This is a genomic window from Marinibaculum pumilum (genome assembly GCF_042646425.1).
GTDB classification, from domain to species: Bacteria; Pseudomonadota; Alphaproteobacteria; order Ferrovibrionales; family Ferrovibrionaceae; genus Marinibaculum; species Marinibaculum pumilum.
Window position 1 is genome coordinate 243202 of sequence record NZ_JBHRTR010000048.1, and the last position, 19379, is coordinate 262580.

The 19379-nt window shown below is 69.6% G+C and carries 16 protein-coding genes and 1 pseudogene; 13 read left to right on the top strand and 4 right to left on the bottom strand.

Going from position 1 to position 19379, the window contains the following annotated elements; all coding sequences use genetic code 11:
- Window positions 1–28 precede the first annotated feature (28 nt).
- The 5 genes and pseudogenes from ACFOGJ_RS26180 to ACFOGJ_RS26200 form a co-directional block, all read left to right on the top strand.
- Window positions 29–1687 (top strand): annotated as a pseudogene (locus tag ACFOGJ_RS26180) (hydantoinase B/oxoprolinase family protein); the annotation flags it as partial.
- 26 nt (window positions 1688–1713) lie between these two features.
- A complete protein-coding gene (locus ACFOGJ_RS26185) occupies window positions 1714–3501 on the top strand; it encodes a hydantoinase B/oxoprolinase family protein (RefSeq protein ID WP_379906208.1) in 1788 nt (595 codons plus the stop codon).
- 26 nt (window positions 3502–3527) lie between these two features.
- Entirely contained in the window at window positions 3528–4904 is a 1377-nt protein-coding gene (locus ACFOGJ_RS26190) for an aminotransferase class III-fold pyridoxal phosphate-dependent enzyme (protein WP_379906209.1), read from the top strand.
- Between the two features lie 123 nt (window positions 4905–5027).
- Window positions 5028–5900, top strand: coding sequence for a bile acid:sodium symporter family protein (locus ACFOGJ_RS26195; RefSeq protein ID WP_379906210.1), 873 nt, complete (start codon window positions 5028–5030; stop codon window positions 5898–5900).
- A complete protein-coding gene (locus ACFOGJ_RS26200) occupies window positions 5897–7363 on the top strand; it encodes an NAD(P)-binding domain-containing protein (RefSeq protein WP_379906211.1) in 1467 nt (488 codons plus the stop codon). Before ACFOGJ_RS26195 ends, ACFOGJ_RS26200 begins: the two co-directional genes overlap by 4 nt.
- Here the strand turns inward: ACFOGJ_RS26200 and ACFOGJ_RS26205 are convergent.
- Together ACFOGJ_RS26205 and ACFOGJ_RS26210 are read right to left on the bottom strand one after the other, a co-directional pair.
- Entirely contained in the window at window positions 7297–7854 is a 558-nt protein-coding gene (locus ACFOGJ_RS26205; RefSeq protein WP_379906212.1) for a PAS domain-containing protein, read from the bottom strand. The two genes, ACFOGJ_RS26200 and ACFOGJ_RS26205, sit on opposite strands and share 67 nt — an antisense overlap.
- On the bottom strand, window positions 7851–8387 hold the full coding sequence (locus ACFOGJ_RS26210) for a PAS domain-containing protein (protein WP_379906213.1): 537 nt from the start codon (window positions 8385–8387) through the stop codon (window positions 7851–7853). The genes ACFOGJ_RS26205 and ACFOGJ_RS26210 overlap by 4 nt, the downstream gene beginning before the upstream one ends.
- 200 nt (window positions 8388–8587) lie before the next feature.
- Here ACFOGJ_RS26210 and ACFOGJ_RS26215 point away from each other — a divergent pair, with 200 nt between their 5' ends.
- The gene (locus tag ACFOGJ_RS26215; RefSeq protein WP_379906214.1) at window positions 8588–9157 is read left to right on the top strand and encodes a VOC family protein; all 570 of its coding nucleotides are present in this window, start codon (window positions 8588–8590) and stop codon (window positions 9155–9157) included.
- 67 nt (window positions 9158–9224) lie between these two features.
- Here the strand turns inward: ACFOGJ_RS26215 and ACFOGJ_RS26220 are convergent, their stop codons facing one another.
- Complete coding sequence (locus tag ACFOGJ_RS26220) at window positions 9225–10535, bottom strand: FAD-dependent oxidoreductase (protein ID WP_379906215.1); 1311 nt, start codon at window positions 10533–10535, stop codon at window positions 9225–9227.
- A 269-nt stretch (window positions 10536–10804) separates the two neighbouring features.
- Here ACFOGJ_RS26220 and betA point away from each other — a divergent pair, with 269 nt between their 5' ends.
- The 5 genes from betA to maiA all read left to right on the top strand — a co-directional run bounded on the left by betA (window position 10805) and on the right by maiA (window position 16401).
- Window positions 10805–12535, top strand: a complete 1731-nt coding sequence (gene betA / locus ACFOGJ_RS26225; RefSeq protein ID WP_449288610.1) for a choline dehydrogenase — start codon at window positions 10805–10807, stop codon at window positions 12533–12535.
- A 169-nt stretch (window positions 12536–12704) separates the two neighbouring features.
- Window positions 12705–13913, top strand: a complete 1209-nt coding sequence (locus tag ACFOGJ_RS26230) for a 3-hydroxybenzoate 6-monooxygenase (protein WP_379906216.1) — start codon at window positions 12705–12707, stop codon at window positions 13911–13913.
- A 26-nt stretch (window positions 13914–13939) separates the two neighbouring features.
- The gene (gene gtdA / locus ACFOGJ_RS26235; RefSeq protein WP_379906217.1) at window positions 13940–14983 is read left to right on the top strand and encodes a gentisate 1,2-dioxygenase; all 1044 of its coding nucleotides are present in this window, start codon (window positions 13940–13942) and stop codon (window positions 14981–14983) included.
- A 36-nt stretch (window positions 14984–15019) separates the two neighbouring features.
- The gene (locus ACFOGJ_RS26240; protein WP_379906218.1) at window positions 15020–15745 is read left to right on the top strand and encodes a fumarylacetoacetate hydrolase family protein; all 726 of its coding nucleotides are present in this window, start codon (window positions 15020–15022) and stop codon (window positions 15743–15745) included.
- Complete coding sequence (gene maiA, locus ACFOGJ_RS26245) at window positions 15742–16401, top strand: maleylacetoacetate isomerase (protein ID WP_379906220.1); 660 nt, start codon at window positions 15742–15744, stop codon at window positions 16399–16401. Before ACFOGJ_RS26240 ends, maiA begins: the two co-directional genes overlap by 4 nt.
- A gap of 164 nt (window positions 16402–16565) precedes the next feature.
- Here the strand turns inward: maiA and ACFOGJ_RS26250 are convergent, their stop codons facing one another.
- Window positions 16566–17192 carry a helix-turn-helix transcriptional regulator gene (locus tag ACFOGJ_RS26250; protein ID WP_379906222.1) on the bottom strand — a complete coding sequence of 209 codons (627 nt, stop codon included), beginning with the start codon at window positions 17190–17192 and terminating at the stop codon, window positions 16566–16568.
- Window positions 17193–17294: 102 nt separating this feature from the next.
- Between ACFOGJ_RS26250 and ACFOGJ_RS26255 the strand changes: the two genes are divergently transcribed.
- Window positions 17295–18698, top strand: coding sequence for an MFS transporter (locus tag ACFOGJ_RS26255; RefSeq protein WP_379906223.1), 1404 nt, complete (start codon window positions 17295–17297; stop codon window positions 18696–18698).
- Between the two features lie 116 nt (window positions 18699–18814).
- The gene (locus ACFOGJ_RS26260; RefSeq protein ID WP_379906224.1) at window positions 18815–19348 is read left to right on the top strand and encodes an EF-hand domain-containing protein; all 534 of its coding nucleotides are present in this window, start codon (window positions 18815–18817) and stop codon (window positions 19346–19348) included.
- Window positions 19349–19379 lie beyond the last annotated feature (31 nt).

Consider the following 19379-nt stretch of genomic DNA (forward strand, 5'->3'; position numbering starts at 1 on the left):
GCGGTGCTGAACACCGCGCGACTTCTCCTGCGCCATCTGCACCGCCGACAACCAGCTGCTGGCGGCGGCGGAGGGGCTGCCGATCCACATCTTCGGCAGCCACATGCAGGCGCAGGCGATGTGCGACTTTAACCCCGACCTGCGGGAAGGGGATTGCTACCTGCACAACGATCCCTATACCGGCAACAGCCATGCCGCCGACCATACCTTCCTGGTACCGGTCTTCGTCGAGGGCGAGCATCTGTTTACCACGGTGGTGAAGGCGCACCAGGCGGATATCGGCAATGCCCTGCCGACGACCTACATGGCGGCGGCGAAGGACCAGTACGAGGAAGGCGCGCTGATCTTCCCGGCGGTTGCCGTGCAGCGCGACTATGAGATGGTCGAGGACGTGGTCCGCATGTGCCGGTCGCGGATCCGGGTGCCCGGGCAGTGGTACGGCGATTTCCTGGCCGGCATCGGCGCCGCCCGGGTGGGCGAGCGCCGGCTGAAGGAGATGGCGGACAAGTACGGCAGGGCCGCGCTGAAGGCTTTCGTCACCCACTGGCTGGATTATTCCGAGCAGCGCATGGCCGCCGCCCTGAGGAAGCTGCCGAAGGCCACCCTGACCAATACCGGCGCGCACGACCCGTTCGAGGGCGTGGTGCCCGACGGCATCCCGCTGAAGGTGACGGTGCATATCGACCCCGACGCGGCGATGGTCGACCTGGACCTGACCGACAATATCGACTGCCTGGACTGCGGCCTGAACGAGAGCGAGGCCTGTGTCGGCGCCTCCACCTTCGCCGGCATCTTCAATTCCATCGACCCCACGGTGCCGCGCAATTCCGGCGCCTTCCGCCGGGTACGCCTGCAACTGCGCGACGGCAGCGTCGCCGGCCGGCCGCGCTTTCCGCATTCGACCTCGGTCGCCACGACCAACGTCGCCGACCGGCTGATCAACATCGTGCAGGCGGCCTTCGCGGAGATGGACGACGGTTTCGGCCTGGCCGAAGGCGGGGTCGGCCTGGGCGCGGCCTTCGCCGTGGTGTCGGGACGCGATCCCCGCCATGACGGCGAGAGCTATGTGAACCAGATCCATTGCGGCTCCGCCGGCGGGCCGGCCGGCCCGGTGGCGGACGGCTGGGTGACCTACGGCATCCCGGTGATCGGCGGGCTGATGTACCGGGATTCCATCGAGGTGGACGAGCTGAAGCACCCGATGCAGTTCGCCTTCATCCGGGTGGTGCCGGGCACCGGCGGTGCCGGCCGCCATCGCGGTGCGCCGGGGATGGAGGTCAGCTACGGGCCGAAGACGGAGCCGATGGACGTGCTCTGGCCCTGCGACGGCACCGTGCATCCGCCGAAGGGGGTGCGCGGCGGCGCCGACGGCATGCCTTGCCGGCACCTGCGGATCGGCGCCAACGGAGACGAGACGGAACTGGGCGGCTTGGCCGTCCTGCGCCTCGCGCCAGGCGAACGTGTGCATGGCCGCAATTCGGGCGGCGGCGGCTATGGCGACCCGCTGCAACGCGATCCGCAACGGGTGCTGCGGGACGTGCTGGAGCGCTACGAGACCGCGGAGCGCGCGCACAACGTCTATGGCGTGGTGCTGACCGGCGCCGCGGCGGACGAGAGCCTGGCGGTCGACATGGCGGCGACGGAAAGGCGGCGGTCGGAACTTCTGTCCGGAACGACGGCCCGGTAGGCCGGCGCAGCAGGGAAGGCGGAGCGATGGCAGGGGATGCGGATTTCGACCCGTTCATGACGGCGATCCTGGCGAACCGGATGGACGGCGTGATCCGGGAGATGACGAACACCCTGCTGCGGGCCGGGCGGTCGGCGGTGCTGAATACTGCGCGGGACTTCTCCTGCGCGCTCTGCACCGGCGACAACCAGCTGCTGGCGGCGGCGGAAGGGCTGCCGATTCACATCTTCGGCAGCCACATGCAGGCGCGCACGATGTGCGACTTCAACCCGGACATGCGCGAGGGCGACTGCTACCTGCACAACGACCCCTATACCGGCAACACCCATGCGGCCGACCACACCTTCCTGGTGCCGGTCTATATCGACGGCGAGCATCTGTTCACCACAGTGGTGAAGGCGCACCAGGCGGATATCGGCAATGCCCTGCCGACGACCTACATGGCGGCGGCCAAGGACCAGTACGAGGAAGGCGCGCTGATCTTCCCGGCGGTGCGGATCCAGCGCGACTACAAGATGGTCGAGGACGTGATCCGCATGTGCCGGTCGCGGATCCGGGTGCCGAACCAGTGGTACGGCGACTATCTGGCCGGCATCGGCGCCGCCCGGGTGGGCGAGCGCCGGCTGAAGGAGCTGGGCGAGAAGTACGGCAGGGACACCCTGAAGGCCTTCATCCGGCACTGGCTGGACTATTCGGAGAGCCGCATGGTCGCGGCGCTGAAGAAGCTGCCGAAGGTGACCCTGACCCGCAGCGCCACCCACGACCCGTTCGAGGGGGTGATCCCCGATGGCATCCCGCTGAACGTCACCGTGCGCATCGATCCCGACGCGGCGATGGTGGAACTGGACCTGCGGGACAATATCGACAACCTGGATTGCGGCCTGAACGAGAGCGAGGCCTGTGTCGGCGCCTCCACCTTCGCCGGCATCTTCAACTCCATCGACCCGACGGTGCCGCGCAATTCCGGCTCCTTCCGCCGGGTGTCGCTTCTGCTGCGCGACGGCAGCGTGGCGGGCCGGCCGCAATTCCCGCATTCCTGCTCCGTCGCAACGACCAACGTGGCCGACCGGCTGATCAACATCGTGCAGTCCGCGGTGGCGGAGATCGGCGACGGCTTCGGCCTGGCAGAGGGCGGCATCGGCATGGGCGCCTATGCGGCCGTGATCTCCGGCAACGACCATCGCCATGGCGGCGAGGCCTATGTGAACCAGCTGGTGATCGGCTCCTCCGGCGGGCCGGCCAGCCCGGTCGCCGACGGCTGGATCACCTATGGCATCCCGGTGGTCGCGGGGTTGATGTACCGCGACTCCGTTGAAGTCGACGAGCTGAAGCACCCGATGGAGTTCAAGTACCTGCGCGTCGCGGACGGCACCGGCGGCGCCGGCCGCCAGCGCGGCGCGCCGGGCATGGAGCTGAGCTACGGCCCGAAGGAAGCGCCGATGGACGTGATCTGGCCGACCGACGGGACGATCAACGTGCCCAAGGGGGTGCGCGGCGGCGCCGACGGCATGGGCTGCCAGCACTTCAAGATCAGCGCCAACGGCCATGCCGAGGAGCTGGGCGGCCTGGCGATCCTGCGCCTGACCGCGGGCGAGGTGGTCACGGGGCGCGCCTGCGGCGGCGGCGGCTATGGCGACCCGCTGGAGCGCGACCCGAAGCGCGTGCTGCGCGACGTGCTGGAGCGCTACGAGACGGCCGACCGGGCCCGCGACATCTATGGCGTGGTGCTGTCCGGCGCGGCCGAGGATGACAGCCTGGCGGTCGACCTGGCGGCGACCGAGACACGGCGCAGGGAACTGGCGGCCGCCCGCTGAGCGGCCGAAAAGAGGGAGACGGGACGATGGCGACCGTGGAAGTGGCGCGGCCCAACGAGGGCGTGGACAACCTGATGCTCGGCTACAGCGACCTGCGGTCGCTGCAGACCCGGCGACCGCTGGTGATCGCCCGCGGCGACGGCATCCGGGTGATAGACGAGAACGGCAAGAGCTATATCGAGTCCTGCGCCTCGTTCTTCAATGCCTCCTTCGGCTACAGCGAACATGAACTGGCGGAGGCGGCCTACGAGCAGTTCAAGCTGATGCCGCTCTATTCGTCCGCCTCCCACCGCACCGTCGACGTGGTGCTGCGCCTGACCGAGATGCTGACCGCGCGGCTGCCGCTGCCGGACGCCCATATCAGCTATTGCTGCTCCGGCACCGAGGCGAACGACTATGCGGTCAAGTTCATGCGCTACCGCAATGTCTATGAGGGCAAGGCCGCGAAGCGGAAGGTGATCTCCCGCCAGAACAGCTATCACGGCTCCACCGTGGTCGATTCCAGCCTGGGCGGGGCGAAGGGGCTGCATGACAGCTTCGCCCTGGACATGGCCGACTATCGCTTCGTCACCCAGCCGGACTATTTCAACAACCGGCTGGAGGGCGAGAGCGAGGCGGAGTTCGTCGCCCGCCTGGCGAAGGAGCTGGAGGACGTGATCCAGGAGGCGGGGCCGGAGACGATCGGCATGTTCTTCGCCGAGCCGATCTGCTTCTCCTCCGGCCTGACGCCGCCGCCGGACGGCTACTGGCCGGCGATGAAGGCGGTTCTGGACCGCTACGACATCCTGCACATGGACGACGAGGTGATCACCGGCTTCGGGCGCACCGGCGACTGGACCGCGGTGGACAACACCCTGGGCTTCAAGCCGGACCTGATGACCCTGGCGAAGGGGATCTCCGCCTCCTACTTCCCGTTCGCGGTGACCGTGATCTCCGACCCTGTCTACCAGGGCATGCTGAAGGGCAACGATATCCAGCACGGCTTCCACCATGCCGGCACCCTGCACGGCCATCCGGTCGGCGCCGCGATCGTGATCCGGGTGATCGAGCTGATGGAGGAACGGAAGGTCCTGGAGCATGTGCGGGAAATGATCCCGGTGCTGCACAAGGGCATCCACGCCTGGCGCGGGCATGAGGCGATCGCCGACACCCGGGCCGTGGGCCTGGCCGGGGCGATCCAGCTCGACCCCGCCGCCTTCGGCCCGAAGGGGGAGGAGAATCGCGGCCAGATGGGCCAGCGCCTGCTGGAGTGCTGCATGGAACGCGGCCTGATCGTCCGCCCGCGCGCCGACAGCGTGATCATCGGCCCGCCGCTGATCGCCGGCGCCGCCGACTACGAGGAGATCTTCGCGCTGCTGGCGCTCGGCATGAAGGACCTGCAGGAGGAGATGCGGCGGGCCTGAACCGCTGCGGCGCCTCTGGACAGCGCGCGCCGCCTTAGCCGTCACCGCTGTGCGCCGCTGCCCGAAGCGGGCATGATGCCGTCTGCGACCTGAACGCAGGCGGCATCGAGGGAGGGGGACGGCTTGGAGGCATTGCTGACGGTGATCCTGCCGGTATCGCTGGCGGTGATCATGTTCGCCCTGGGCATCGGGCTGACCCTGGACGATTTCGCCCGGGTGGCGCGGCGCCCGTTCGTCTTCCTGGCCGGTGCCGTGGCGCAGCTGGCGGTACTGCCGCTGATCGCCTTCGCACTGGTCGGCGCCTTCGGGATGCAGGGCGCCCTTGCCGTCGGGGTGATGATCCTGGCGTTCTGCCCCGGCGGTGTCACCTCCAGCGTGCTGACCCGGCTGGCGCGGGGCGATGTCGCCCTGTCGATCTCCCTGACCGCGGTGCTGAGCCTGGTCAGCCTGGTGACGATCCCGTTGCTGGTCGCGCTGACCGTCGGCCATTTCATGGCGGAAGCGGCACCCGACGTCGATATCAGCAGCCTGACCCTGTCGATCTTCCTGATTTCCACGGTGCCGGTCGCCGTCGGGGTCGGCCTGCGGCGCCTCGCCCCGCATCTGGCCGACCGGATCGAGCGGGTGCTGCGGCCGCTGGCTCTGCTGCTGTTCCTGTGCATCGTGCTGGGCGCGATCGCCGCCAACTGGCAGGCGCTGATCGATCATGTGCTGCAGCTCGGACCGGTCCTCGTTGCGCTGAACGTCGCGGTGCTGCTGGTCGGACTCGGCGTCGGCCGCGTCTTCGGTCTGCGCCACGGCATCGGCCGCGCCATGGCGATCGAGCTGGGCACCCAGAACGCCACCCTTGGCATCACCCTGGGTGCGCTGATTGCCACCACGGGCGGCGTCTTTTCCGGCTATGCGCTGCCCTCCGCGGTCTACGGGGTTACCATGTACCTTGTGATGGCGCCGTTCGTCGCATGGTGGCGCTGGCGTACGCGTTCCGCCGCATGACGGGGCCGGATCCTGCCGCCGGGCTGGCCGCGCTGGAGGCGGCGCTGGCGCGGGACTTCGACTGCCTGAACCATCCGCCGGCGCCCTGGACGCCGGAACATCATGGCCCGGACGGCCGACCCGCGGCGGACGTGCTGATCGTCGGCGGCGGCATGAACGGCCTGGCCGCCGCCTTCGCGCTGCGCCGCCTGGGCCTGAGCCGGCTGCGTCAGGTCGACCGCCGGCCGGCGGGCCAGGAAGGTCCCTGGCTCACCTATGCCCGGATGGAACTGCTGCGGTCGCCCAAACATCTCACCGGGCCGGCCCTCGGGCTGCCCAACCTGACCTTCCGGGCCTGGTGGGAGGCGCAGCACGGCGCGGCCGGCTGGGAGCGGCTCGGCCATATCCGGCGCCAGGACTGGGCGGCCTATCTGGGCTGGTATGGCCGGGTCACCGGCGCCGCGGTGGAGAGCGGAACCCGGCTGCTCGACCTGGCGCCCGCCGGCCAAGTCATCGCTGCCCGGCTGCGCACCGCGGAGGGCGCGGAAGAGGTGATCCATGCCCGCCAGGTGGTGCTGGCGACCGGCCGCGAAGGCCAGGCGCGAGCGCGGATCCCCGCGGCTTTCGTTCGCTTCCAGGGCGCGCGCGTGCGGCACAGTTCCGACCCCCTGGACCCCGCCACCCTGCCGGGGCGGCGGGTGGTGGTGATCGGGCTGTCCGCCTCCGCCTTCGACAATGCCTGTGTCGCGGCGGAAGCCGGTGCGCAGGTCACCCTGCTGGGGCGGGCAGCTTCCGTGCCCACCGTCAACAAGATGAAGCAGACGGTGTATCCGGGCTTCGCGCAGGGCTTTCCGGATCTGCCCGATGCCGAGCGGCTGGCCTGGCTGCGCCTGGTCGCACGGGCCCGCATCGCGCCGCCGCGCCATACCGTGCAGCGCGCGGTGCGTGCCGGCGTGCGGCTGGTCACCGGTGCGCCGGTGCAGGCGGTGCGGGACGAGGCCGGCATCCTGCGGATCGAGACGGCAGCCGGCAGCTTCGGTGCCGATCTGGTGGTGTTGGGCACCGGCTTCCGTTTCGACCTGTCCGCCGCGCCGGAGCTTGGCGGGTTTGCCGCACGGGCCCTGACCTGGCGGGACGTCCTGCCCGGGGTGGAGGCGGCGGAGGAGGAGGAGCAGTCGGGCGACGACCTGCTCGACTGCCCGGCACTGGGGCCCGGCTTCGAGCTGCGGCCGCGCCCCGGCGCCGCCCGGGAGGGGCTGGACCGGCTGCGGATCTTCACCCATGCGGCGCAGCCGAGCCTCGGCAATCTCGCCAACGACATCCCGCAGGCCAGCGAGGGGGCGGACCGTCTGGCCCGCGCCGTGGCGCGTGCTTTGTTCCTGGAGGACATGGACTGGCACAGGACCCGGCTGGCGGCCTATGCGGATCCCGAACTGCTGGGTGACGAAGGGCTGCTGCCCTGGCTGCCGGGCGGCGGTTCGTAGACTGACACGACCAGGATCCGGTCGACCGACCCGCCGGGATGCGCGGTCGCGGGGAGGAACAGGTTCTCGGAGGTCAGGAAATCCTTGCCGGCGAAGGCGGCGCTGCCTTCGCTGCGCAGCGGCCGGGAATGCGACAGCACCCAGCGCGGCGCTTCCGTCATATGGTCGTAGACAGCGCCATGGTAGAGGTCCTCGAACCGCTTGCCGGTGGAATCCCGGCCCAGCCGCTTCACGATGGCGGTGCCGATCAGCCGCCAGCGGAAGCCCGGCGGGTCCGTCGCGGCGATTTCGACGACCAGCAGATGCGGCACCACCCGGGCCGGCATCGCCGACGGCGAGAAATCCTGCCAGCAGGGCACCCTTCCGGCGCCGGCGAACCGCTGCCAAGCCGCCAGCGCCTCGACGATCACCGGATGCCGGGCGCGCAGGTCGGGGTCGAGGGTCAGCGCGAGCGCGGTCGGGCCGCCGGTGTCCGGTGCCGCCTGGGTCAAATCGCCTCCGGCGGCTGGAAGACGGTGACCAGGAGGATGCGGATGATACTGCCATCCTCGCCGGCGAACGGCAGGAACAGGTTCTCCGAGGGCATGAAGCCGGCCCTGTTGAAGGAGCCGCAGGTATTCGTGCGCAGCGGCCGCCGGTGCTCGAGCACCCAGCGCGGCGCCACTTTCATGCGTTCCAGGGCCTGCCCCTCGTAGAGTTCGGCGAAGGTCTTGCCGGTCGTGTCGCGCTTCAGGGTCTCGTAGACATGGGTGCCCATCAGCCGCCAGCGGTACTGCAGCGGGTCGGCTGGCGTGACATCCAGCAGAAGTATATGCGGCAGGATCTCCGGCGGCGCCGTCTTCGGCGAGAATTCCCGCCACAGGGGCATCTCCCGGCCCGCCGAGAGTGCGCGGTAGTGGTTCAATGCGGCCTGCTGGACGGGATGCTCTGCCCGCAGGTCGGGATCGAGTTCAGGCTCGAAGGACGGTTGCGGCCCGGTGTGGGTGGCGGGCGCGAACGGGTCCCTGAACAGGCGTTTGATCATCTCGGGTCGGTGTTCTGGGGTTTGCCGGGAAGCTGCAGCCCGGGTCGGATGGTGCGGTTAGCACGGAAATGCTGCGCAGTGACATTGATCGGAGGGATGAGGGATGTGCCTGCGGCGAAATGGCCCTGCCGTTCGCCCCCGCCGCGGTCCGGCCCTAGACTGGCGGCAGCGAAATGCGCCCGGCAGCAGGAGAGGCGGCGATGGCGGCACCCAGGAAGTTCGCCCATGTGGTCTTCAACACCCACCGCTACGAGGAAATGATCGCCTGGTACCTGGACGTGTTCGAGGCACGGGTCCAGCACCGGGACGACAGGCTCGCATTTCTGACCTATGACCAGGAGCATCACCGTTTCGCCTTTGCCAATCTTGGCCCCGCGGGGGCCGGCGGCGGCGATGTCGTGCCCGGCCGTGCAGGTGTGAACCATCTCGCCTATACCTGGGACGGGCTGGCGGCGCTGCTGGACCTGTACAAGCGGTTGAAGGCCCGCGGCATCCTGCCCTACCGGCCGATCCGGCACGGCTTCACCCTGTCGATGTACTATCGCGACCCCGACGGGAACCAACTGGAATTCCAGGTCGACCTGATGACGCCGGCGGCGGCGAACCGGTTCATGGACAGCCCGGCCTTTGCCGCCAACCCGATCGGCGAGCACTTCGACCCGGACCAACTGGTCGCGCGCTTCGAGGCGGGGGCGCCGGTCGACGACCTGATCTTCCGTTCCGACCAGGCGGAAAGCGCAGGCAGCCAATGGGTCCGCGAACTGGCCTGAGCGCAGGGTCCGGGGGCAGAGCCCGGAGGCTGTTCAAAGGTGCCGGGCAGGTGCCGCGGGTGCGCGCTCAGCCCGGCGTGGTCGCCGGCCAGGCGCTGGTATCCCAGTCCTCTGCCGTCCGCCGCCGCAGGAAGCGCCGCGGTGCGATGGTCCGCGCCAGCCGGTGGTTGAAGCGCAGGATGCTGGGCACCGCGTCGTGGGAGAAGGCGGCACCGGTATACCAGGTGCGGCTTTCGCCCTGCATCTGCTCCATCCGGGTCAGCAGGCCGTCGCGGATAGCGTCCGGTGCATAGCGGGGGAAATGCTTGAAGGTCTTGGTCTCCAGGATCCGCGCGATGGTCCCGCCGTGGCGGCGGACCTCGCCATGCAGCATGTCCTGCAGGTCCTCGACCTCGTAGCCGCCGATGGTCTGGCTGGCCATGTAGAAGAAGCCGCCGATATTGCGGTCATGGCCCTCCAGCCGGGCGCTCAGCATCCGCCCCGGGGTGGCGCCGGGCAGCAGGTCGCTGGAGAAGCTGGAGACCCAGGCATCGGCGAACCAGTCGGTCGCCGCGATCAGGGTGGTGGCGATGCCCTGCCAGGCGATGGAATCGGCCACCGCGCGTTCGTTGGCGGTGGGCAGGGTCATCCGCGCGAAATCGTCGATCGGGATCGCGCAGACGATCTGGTCGAAGACATGCCGGTCGCCGGCATCGGTGGTGACGACGCATTGCCGCCCGTCGCGGGCGATATGGCTGACCTGGCTGGCCAGGCGCACATGGAAGCGGCGCGACAGCCGGGTCCAGAAGGTGGCCCAGCCCTGGGCGGGGATCTGTTCCTGGTTCAGGAGGCCGGTGGCCAGCAGGCCGGCATCCACCCAGCGCAGCGCCTGCACCGTCGAGGTCTGGTTGACGAAGCCGTAGCCCAGCCCCGTCAGGTAGCGGTGCATGAACAGTTCGATCTTGTGCAGCTTGCGCCGCTGCAGCCAGGCCTGGATCGGCTGTGCCGCTTCCTCGACCGCCCAGTGCGGCTTGTTCGGCAGGCTCAGCGCCACCATCAGGCGGTAGCGTTCGAACAGGTAGTAGGGCACCTGCAGCGCCAGGGCCGGCCCGCTGCCGCTCTTTACATAGTCGATCAGCGGGCGGCCATCGAAGTTCTGCTCCGCCAGCGGGATCAGGTCGATGCCTTCCTGCCGCATCCAGCGCTGCAGGGTCCAGCTGTTCAGGCCGACGGTGGCGGTGCCGAACTCCACCAGGGTGCCGTTCAGCTTCGCCGTGCGGGAATTCCCGCCCAGGCGGGCATTGGCCTCCAGCACGGTGACGGAAATGCCCGGCCGGTCGGCCAGCAGCCGCGCCAGGCTCAGGCCCGACGGTCCGCCCCCGATGATGCCGATTTTCATCGTCATGCTCCGTGCCGACAAATTATCATAAAATTCAACATAAGATGATCTGATTTCGAATAGATTTCAGTTCTTCCAGGTTTTGTCTTGTCTTAATAATGCGGCTGCATCGATTTTGTTCAAGAGGTTTGCGGAAGAAATCGCATGTCACAGACATCAATTGCATGACGACTTGGGCGATTTGATGGCCGCTGGGCGTCGCTGGCGCCCTCAGGCATCATCCGACCCTTTCAACGTGGGCGGCCGGACGGGTCGCGGGGGAGAAGGTCGTGACGGAAGCGGGGCAGGACCGGGGTTTCGACGAGATGGCCGACTTCGTGGTGGTGGGTGCCGGGTCGGCTGGCTGCGTGCTGGCGGACCGGCTCAGCGCCGACGGCCGCAACCGGGTCATGGTCCTGGAACATGGCGGTCGCGACAATTCGGTGTTCATCCGCATGCCGGCGGCACTGTCGATCCCGATGAACATGAAGCGCTTCGACTGGGGCTACATGACCGGGCCGGAAGCCGGCCTGAACGGCCGGCGCATCCACCAGGCGCGGGGCAAGGTGATCGGCGGCTCCTCCGCCATCAACGGCATGGCCTATGTCCGCGGCAATGCCGCCGACTATGCGGAATGGGCGGAGGCCGGCGCCGCCGGCTGGGACTATGCCGGGGTGCTGCCCTATTTCCGGCGGGCCGAGGGCTGCCTCTATGGCGGCGATGCCTATCGCGGCGATGCCGGGCCGCTGGGCACCGGCAACGGCAACGGGATGCGCAACCCGCTGTACCGCGCCTTCATCGCGGCCGGGCGCCAGGCGGGCTATGGCGAGACGGCGGACTATAACGGCGCCCGCCAGGAGGGCTTCTGCCGCATGGACATGACGGTGCGCGACGGTCGCCGCTGCTCCGCCGCGGACGCCTATTTGAAGCCGGCGCTGGGCCGGCCGAACCTGGACCTGCGCCTGCACGCGCTGTCCACCCGGGTCCTGCTGGACGGCCGTCGCGCCGTCGGGGTGGAATATCGCCGCGACGGCCGCATCCACAGGGTCGGCGCCGCGCGCGAGGTGATCCTGGCGGCGAGCAGCTTCAACTCGCCGAAGCTGCTGATGCTGTCGGGCATCGGCCCGGCCGGCCACCTGGCGGCGCACGGCATCCCGGTCGTCCACGACCTGCCCGGGGTCGGCGCGAACCTGCAGGACCATCTGGAGGTCTGGGTGCAGCAGGCCTGCACCCGGCGGATCACCCTGAACGGCTGGCTGAATCCGGCGGGCCGCGCCTGGATCGGCCTGCGCTGGCTGCTGTTCAGGGACGGGCTGGGTGCCAGCAACCACTTCGAATCGAACGGCTATATCCGCAGCCGGGCGGGGCTGCAGGCGCCGGACATCCAGTATCACTTCCTGGCCGGCGCGATCGCCTATGACGGCTCGGGGGCCGCACGCGGCCACGGCTTCCAGGCCCATCTGGGCGCCAACAAGCCGAAGAGCCGCGGCCATGTCCGCCTGGCCTCGGCCGACCCGGAGGCGGCGCCGGAGATGGTCTTCAACTACCTGTCGGAAGAGGCCGACCGTGCCGCCTTCCGTGCGGGCCTGCGGCTGACCCGCGAAATCTTCGCCCAGCCCGCCTTCGATCCCTATCGCGGGCCGGAACTTTCGCCGGGCGCGGCGGTGCAGTCGGACGACGAGATCGACGCCTGGGTCGCGGCGACGGCGGAGACCGCCTACCACCCGGCCGGCAGCTGCCGCATGGGGACGGACGCGATGGCCGTCGTCGATCCGGAATGCCGGGTGCGCGGCATCGAGCGCCTGCGGGTGATCGATTCCTCGATCATGCCGACCCTGACCAACGGCAACCTGAACGCACCCACGATCATGATCGGCGAAAAGGGCGCCGACCATGTGCTGGGGAAAGGCATGCTGCCGCCGTCGGAGGCGCCCGCGGTCTTCGCGGCGGGCTGGCAGGACCGCCAGCGCGAAGGGGTGGCGGACCGGTCCATCGGCGGCGGCGGCACCGACCTTGCCTGAATGCGCCGTCACGCGGCCGTCATGGCGGGGCGAAGCGCCGCAGCGCCGTGCCCCGCCTTCCGGTTGACGCCGACCGCGGCGGCGCCTACTCGAAAATGGTCGGGTTGCGCGGTCCTGTGCACGATATCCTGGGGCCGCCAGCACCCGCATTGCACGGGAGGAACGGGCCTTGAGCGGTGGCGGGGGAAACAGCCGCAGGGTGATCGTCGCCGGCGGCGGCATCGGCGGCCTGTCGACGGCGCTCGGCCTGTCGCGGAAGGGCATGCCGGTGCTGGTGCTGGAGCAGGCGGCGCAGATGGGGGAGATCGGCGCCGGCATCCAGCTCGGCCCCAACGCCTTCCATTCCTTCGACTATCTGGGTGTTGCCGAGGCCGCGCGTGCCCGCGCGGTGTTCATCGACAAGCTGGTCCTGATGGACGCCGTGACCGCGGAGGAGATCGTGCACCTGCCGCTGGACGAGCCGTTCCGGCAGCGCTTCGGCAATCCCTATGCGGTGGTGCATCGCGGCGACCTGCACAGGGCGCTGCTGGAGGGCTGCGCGGCGAGCCCGCTGGTGGAACTGCGCACTTCCGCCCGGGTCGCCGGCTATGACCAGGACGGCACGACCGTTCGGGCGCGACTGGCGGATGGCGGCGTGGAGGAAGGCGCGGCGCTGATCGGCGCCGACGGCCTGCGCTCGGCGATCCGCGCGCAGCTGGTCGGCGACGGCGAGCCGCAGGTTTCCGGCCATACCACCTACCGCTCGGTGATCCCGACGGAGAAGATGCCCGAGGCGCTGCGCTGGAACGCCGCGACCCTGTGGGCCGGGCCGAAATGCCATATCGTCCACTACCCGCTGTCGGGCTGGAAGCTGTTCAACCTGGTCGTCACCTATCACAACGATGCAGCCCAGGCGGTGGCCGGCAAGCCGGTCAGCCGGGAAGAGGTCGCCGCCGGCTTCGAGCAGGTGGCAGCCCTGCCGCGTTCGATCATCGAGCATGGCAGCGACTGGAAGCTGTGGGTGCTGTGCGACCGGCCGCCGACCGACCGCTGGGTCGACGGGCGGGTGGCGCTGCTGGGCGATGCCGCGCATCCGATGCTGCAATACATGGCGCAGGGCGCCTGCATGGCGATGGAGGATGCCGTCTGCCTGGCGGAGGCGGTGGACCGCCATGGCGGCGATATCGCCGCCGCCCTGCCGGCCTACCGGGACGCGCGGGCGGTGCGGACGGCGCGGGTGCAGCTCGGCTCGCGCGCGATCGGGGAGCATGTCTATCATCCCGCCGGGCAGCATGCGCTGGTGCGCAACGAGGTGCTGCGCGGCTGGAGCACCGAGCAGTTCTACGACCGGGTCGCCTGGCTGTATGGCGGCAGTGGCCTGTCGAACCTCGCGGCCTGACGCGAGCAGGTAAGGAGAGTCCAGAGATGGCCGAACCGGCAAAACAGACCCCGGAGCGCGAAGCCTTCTACGAGCGGATCGGCGACCAGAACCTGACCGCCCTGTGGAACGTGATGAGCGGCCTGATCACGCCGGAGCCGAAAAGCCCCTGCCGGCCCCACAAATGGGCCTGGGCGCCGGCGCGGGCGGCGCTGATGGAGGCCGGCGGCCTGATCACCGCCAAGGAGGCGGAGCGCCGGGTGCTGATCCTGGAGAATCCGGGCCTGCGCGGGCAGTCGAAGATCACCACAAGCCTCTATGCCGGGCTGCAGCTGGTGCTGCCGGGGGAGGTGGCGCCGGCGCACCGCCATGCCCAGACCGCCCTGCGCTTCGTGATGGAGGGCAAGGGCGCGCATACCACGGTGGAGGGCGAGCGCACCTTCATGGAGGTCGGCGATTTCGTCATCACGCCGCCGCAGGCCTGGCACGACCATGGCAACACCTCCGACCAGCCGATGATCTGGCTCGACGGCCTGGACATCCCGCTGGTGCAGTTCCTCGACGCCTCCTTCGCGGAGGGCTATCCGGAGGACGAGCAGCCGCAGACCCGGCCGCCCGGGGATTCCTTCGCCCGCTACGGCGCCAACCTGGCGCCGGTGGACCATGACGACCGCGGCCCGGTTTCCCCGATCTTCAACTATCCCTATGCCCGCACCCGCGAGGCGCTGGAGACCATGCGCGCGCGGGAGGCATGGGATCCCTGCCACGGCCTGAAGATGCGCTACGTGAACCCGAACGACGGCGGCTATGCGATGCCGACAATCGCCGCCTTCGTCCAGCTGCTGCCGAAGGGGTTCGCGACCGCGCGCTACCGCAGTACCGACGCGACCGTCTTCGTGCCGGTCGAGGGGCGCGGCCGCAGCCGCATCGGCGACATGACCTTCGACTGGGGACCTCAGGACGTGTTCGTCGCGCCGAGCTGGGCCTGGACCAGCCACGAGGCCGAGGGCGATGCCGTGCTGTTCAGCTATTCCGACCGGGTGGTGCAGCAGAAGCTGGGCCTGTGGCGGGAAGATCGCGGCAATGCCTGACCGGATCGCGTTCGGCAGGCCTGTGAAGGAGAACGCATGACCAACTACCTGTACGAGGCGATGCACCGGCCGACGATCGCAGTGGCGGGGCGCAACGACCGGATGCATGTGCGCCGCATCTTCTGCGTCGGGCGCAACTATGCCGCCCATACCCGGGAGATGGGCGGCGACCCGGACCGCGAGGCGCCGTTCTTCTTCACCAAGCCGGCGGATGCCGTGGTCGACAGCGGTGCCACTATCCCCTACCCGCCGGAGACGAAGGACCTGCACCACGAGATCGAGCTGGTGGTGGCGATCGGCAAGGAAGGCCTGCACATCCCGAAGAGCCACGCGCTGGACCATGTGCTGGGCTATGCCGTCGGCATCGACCTGACCCGCCGCGACCTGCAGCAGCAGGCGAAGGACAAGGGCCGGCCCTGGGACTGGGGCAAGGCCTTCGACCACAGCGCGCCCTGCGCGCCCCTGCACCTGGCGGAGAATATCGGCCATCCGACCAAGGGGCGGATCTGGCTCGCCGTGAACGGCGAGACCCGGCAGGACGGCGATATCGCGCAGCTGATCTGGAACGTGCCGGAGATCGTGGCCATAGTCTCCGCCTCGATGCGGCTGCAGGCCGGCGACCTGATCTATACCGGCACGCCGGCCGGAGTCGGCGCCATCGTGGCGGGCGACAAAATCACCGGCGGCATCGACGGGCTGGGTGAGATCGAGATCGAGATCGGGCAGCCGGAAGCCGGTGCAGGCGGGACGGGGGCGGCATGAGCGCACTGCCCGACACCGGCCTGGTCCTGCACAACTATTTCCGTTCCTCCACCTCGGTGCGGGTGCGGGTGGCGCTGAACCTGAAGGGGGTGGGCTATGCCTACAAGGCCTATCACCTGCGCAAGGGCGAGCAGCGGTCCGGCGCCTATCTGAAGCTGAACCCATTCGGCATCGTGCCGACCCTGGAACTGCCGGACGGCCAGGTGCTGCACCAGTCGATGGCGATCATCGAATGGCTGGACGAGACCTACCCGGAGCCGCCGCTGATCCCGGCCGAGCCGGTGCTGCGCGCCCGGGTGCGGGCGGCCGCGCTGGCACTGGCCTGCGAGGTGCACCCGCTGAACAACCTGAAGGTGCTCAACACCCTGCGGCAGCGCTTCGGCGCGGACGATGCGGCGGTGACCGACTGGTTCCAGCTCTGGGTGCGGGAGACCTTCGAGCCGCTGGAGGCGGAGTTGGCGGAAAGCGCAGGGACCTACTGCTTCGGCGACACGCCCGGCCTGCCGGATATCTGCCTGTTCGCCCAATGCGTGAACAACCGCCGCTTCCAGGTCGATATGGGCCCCTATCCGACCCTGGACCGGATCTACCAGACCTGCCTGGCGCATCCGGCCTTCGAGGCGGCTTTGCCGGAGAATGCACCGGACGCGGAGTAGGGGGGCTGAGCTTCGCCAGCAATAAAGCAGAAGCAATCCCACAGCCACGACCGTCACCCCGGGCTTGACCCGGGGTCCATTCCGCCAGCGTTGCCGAGAGGCTTGCGGAATGGGTTCTCGGCTCAAAGCCGAGAACGACTTGTCGTTGTTCAGGTCCGCAAGGCTCAGCCTGCCTCAGTGATCCGGTAGGCGCAGCGCCGTGCGCCGGCCGGGATATGCTCCAGCCGCTCCACCCGGACACCCGGACCGAGGGCGCTCCGGAAGCTCTCCAGCTCCGCCCGGCAGAAGCCCTGGCAGGCGGTGGCGGCGGCGCAGATCGGGCAGTGGTTCTCGATCAGCAGCATGCCGGGGCCGTCGGGGTCGGGCTGCGCCTCCGCCATATAGCCCTCGGCACTGCGCAGGGCCGCCAGCGCGGCGACCTTGTCCTGCAGGCCGGGGCAGGCGGCCAGCGCCGCGCGGTAGCCGGCGGTGGTGCGTTGCGTCCGGCGCTTGACCAGCCGGTCCAGGGCGGCTTCGCCCAGTTCCTCGCGGATCGCGGTGATCAGCTCCACGGTGAGCTCGGCATGGGTGTCCGGGAAGCGGCCGACGGCGGCCTCGGCCAGGTGCCAGTGCCGTTTCGGCCGGCCGCGGCCGGCGGCGATGTCGGCATGGCCGACCAGGCCTTCGCGGGCCAGTGCGGCGAGCTGTTCGCGGACCGCCTGCGGCGACACCGACAGCCGCGCCGCAAGGTCGGCGGCGGTGGCGGGGCCACGGGTCTTCAGCAGGAACAGGATCCGGTCGCCAGCGGACATGTCCGGATGCTGCCACGCGGGATGGAGAAATAACAAGCTTTCGTTTGCTTAAATCTGGCGACAAGATATAACAAGAAAATAGTTGTCAAAAAGGGGATTGCCATGGCGGTGCGCGAGGGGAGCCTGCTGGCGGCCATGGCCGGCGGCGGCTGGCTGCGGGCGGCCCTGCTTTGTGCGGGGGTCTGGCTGCATGCCGCCGATTCCCTGCTGGTCGCGACGATGATGCCCACCGCGATCGCGGAGATCGGCGGACTGGCCTACATCTCCTGGACGGTCGCGCTCTATGTCCTTGGCTCCATCGTGGCCGGCGCGGCGAGCGGCCTGCTGTCGCTGCGCCTGGGCCTGCGCAACGCGATGGCGATGGCGGCCCTGGTCTATGCGCTGGGCTGTGCGGTCAGCGCGCTGGCGCCGGACATGGCGGGCATGCTCGCCGGGCGGCTGCTGCAGGGCCTGGGCGGCGGCTGGATGGTGGCGCTCAGCCATGTCGGCGTCACCCGGCTGTTCCCGGCCGCCCTCTGGCCGCAGCTTCTGGCCCTGGTCGCCGGCGTCTGGGGCGCCTCGGCCCTGGTCGGGCCGCTGGTCGGCGGCGCCTTCGCCGAGGCCGGCCTGTGGCGGGGCGGCTTCTGGGCCTTTGCCGGGCAGGCACTGCTGCTCGCCATCGCGATTCCGCTGGCCCTGCCCAGGGAGGCGACGCAGGACGTGTCGGCCTCCACCGCCGCGCGGTTGCCGTGGCGGCGCCTCGCCATACTCTGCGCCGGGTTGCTGGCGGTGCTCTGGGCGGGGGTGCGGGGCGAGCCCTGGCAGGCGGCCGTGCTGGCGCTGGCCGGGATCGGCCTGCTGGCCTGGAGCTACCGGGCCGACCATCGGGCCGGCGAGGACCGGATGCTGCCGCGGGCGGCGCTGCATCCCGGCCGCAGCTGGGGCCTGGGCTATGCGATGATCCTGACTTTGGCGGCGGCCAGCGTCTCCTTCACCGTCTACGGCCCGCTGCTGATGGAGACCCTGTACGGCACCCGCCCGCTGCTGGCCGGCTTCCTGGTGGCGTTGGAGGCACTGGCCTGGACGGCGACCGCGATCCTGTTCGCCAATGCGCAGCCGCGATGGGAGCCCTGGCTGATCCGTGGCGGCGCCCTGGCGATCGCGCTTTCCGTCCCGGCCTTCGCGCTGGTCATGCCGGCCGGGCCGGTCTGGCTGCTGGCGCCCTGCGCCGTGCTCGCCGGCGGGGGTTTCGGCGCCTGCTGGGGCTTCGTCATCCGGCGCATCGTGGAGAGCCTGCCGGCGGCGGAACGCGAACGCGCCTCGGCTGCCGCGCCGACGATCCAGATCCTGGGCTATGCGATCGGCGCGGCGCTCTGCGGGCTGGTCGCGAACCTCTGCGGCCTGGACAGCATGGCGGCCACCGTCGCGGCGTCGCGGAGCGCAGGCTTCTGGGTGTTCGCCGCCGTCCTGCCGGTGGCTCTGGCCGGCCTGGCCGCGGCCTGGCGTCTGGCCGGGCGCACGGCCTGACCGGGACTGCACGCCATCCCCATTCCACCGCTACGCGGAACGGCGAGCGGCGCGGGCCTGTTGTCTTGCGGACGGCCGGCTACCGGCCGAACGGAATTCAACGCAGGAGAAACCCCATGCGTATCAAGACCCTGATGGCCAGCTGCGGCGTCGCCGCGCTGCTCGCGCTCGGCCCCGTCGGCGTTCAGGCCAACGACTTCAAGACCTGGGATACCGATTCCTCGGGCACCATCTCCAGCGACGAATATGCCGCCGGCGCCGACGATATGGGCCTGTTCGACCGGGCCGATGAGGACCGCGACGGCATCATCAGCCGTCCCGAATACGGCGCCGTGCAGCAACGGACCTGGGACCGCGACGGCGACGGCTTCATCAGCAAGGACGAATGGGCCGGCCGTATCGGCAACCAGTACACCGAGGATACGGAGATTGGCACCTTCGCCTATCACGACGACAACAAGGATGGCGTGCTGGACAGCACTGAGTTCGACCCCAGCGGCGAGGCATTCAGCCTGTTCGACGACTGGGACCTGAGCGGCGATGACGGCCTCGACCGCGACGAGTACTACCAGGGCAGCTATGCCATGGCCGACCGCAACGACAGCGGCGAGCTGGAAGAGGATGAGGGCTGGTTCGGCGACTGGTTCTGAGGCGCCCGAACCGCAATTCCGGCAGCGGGCG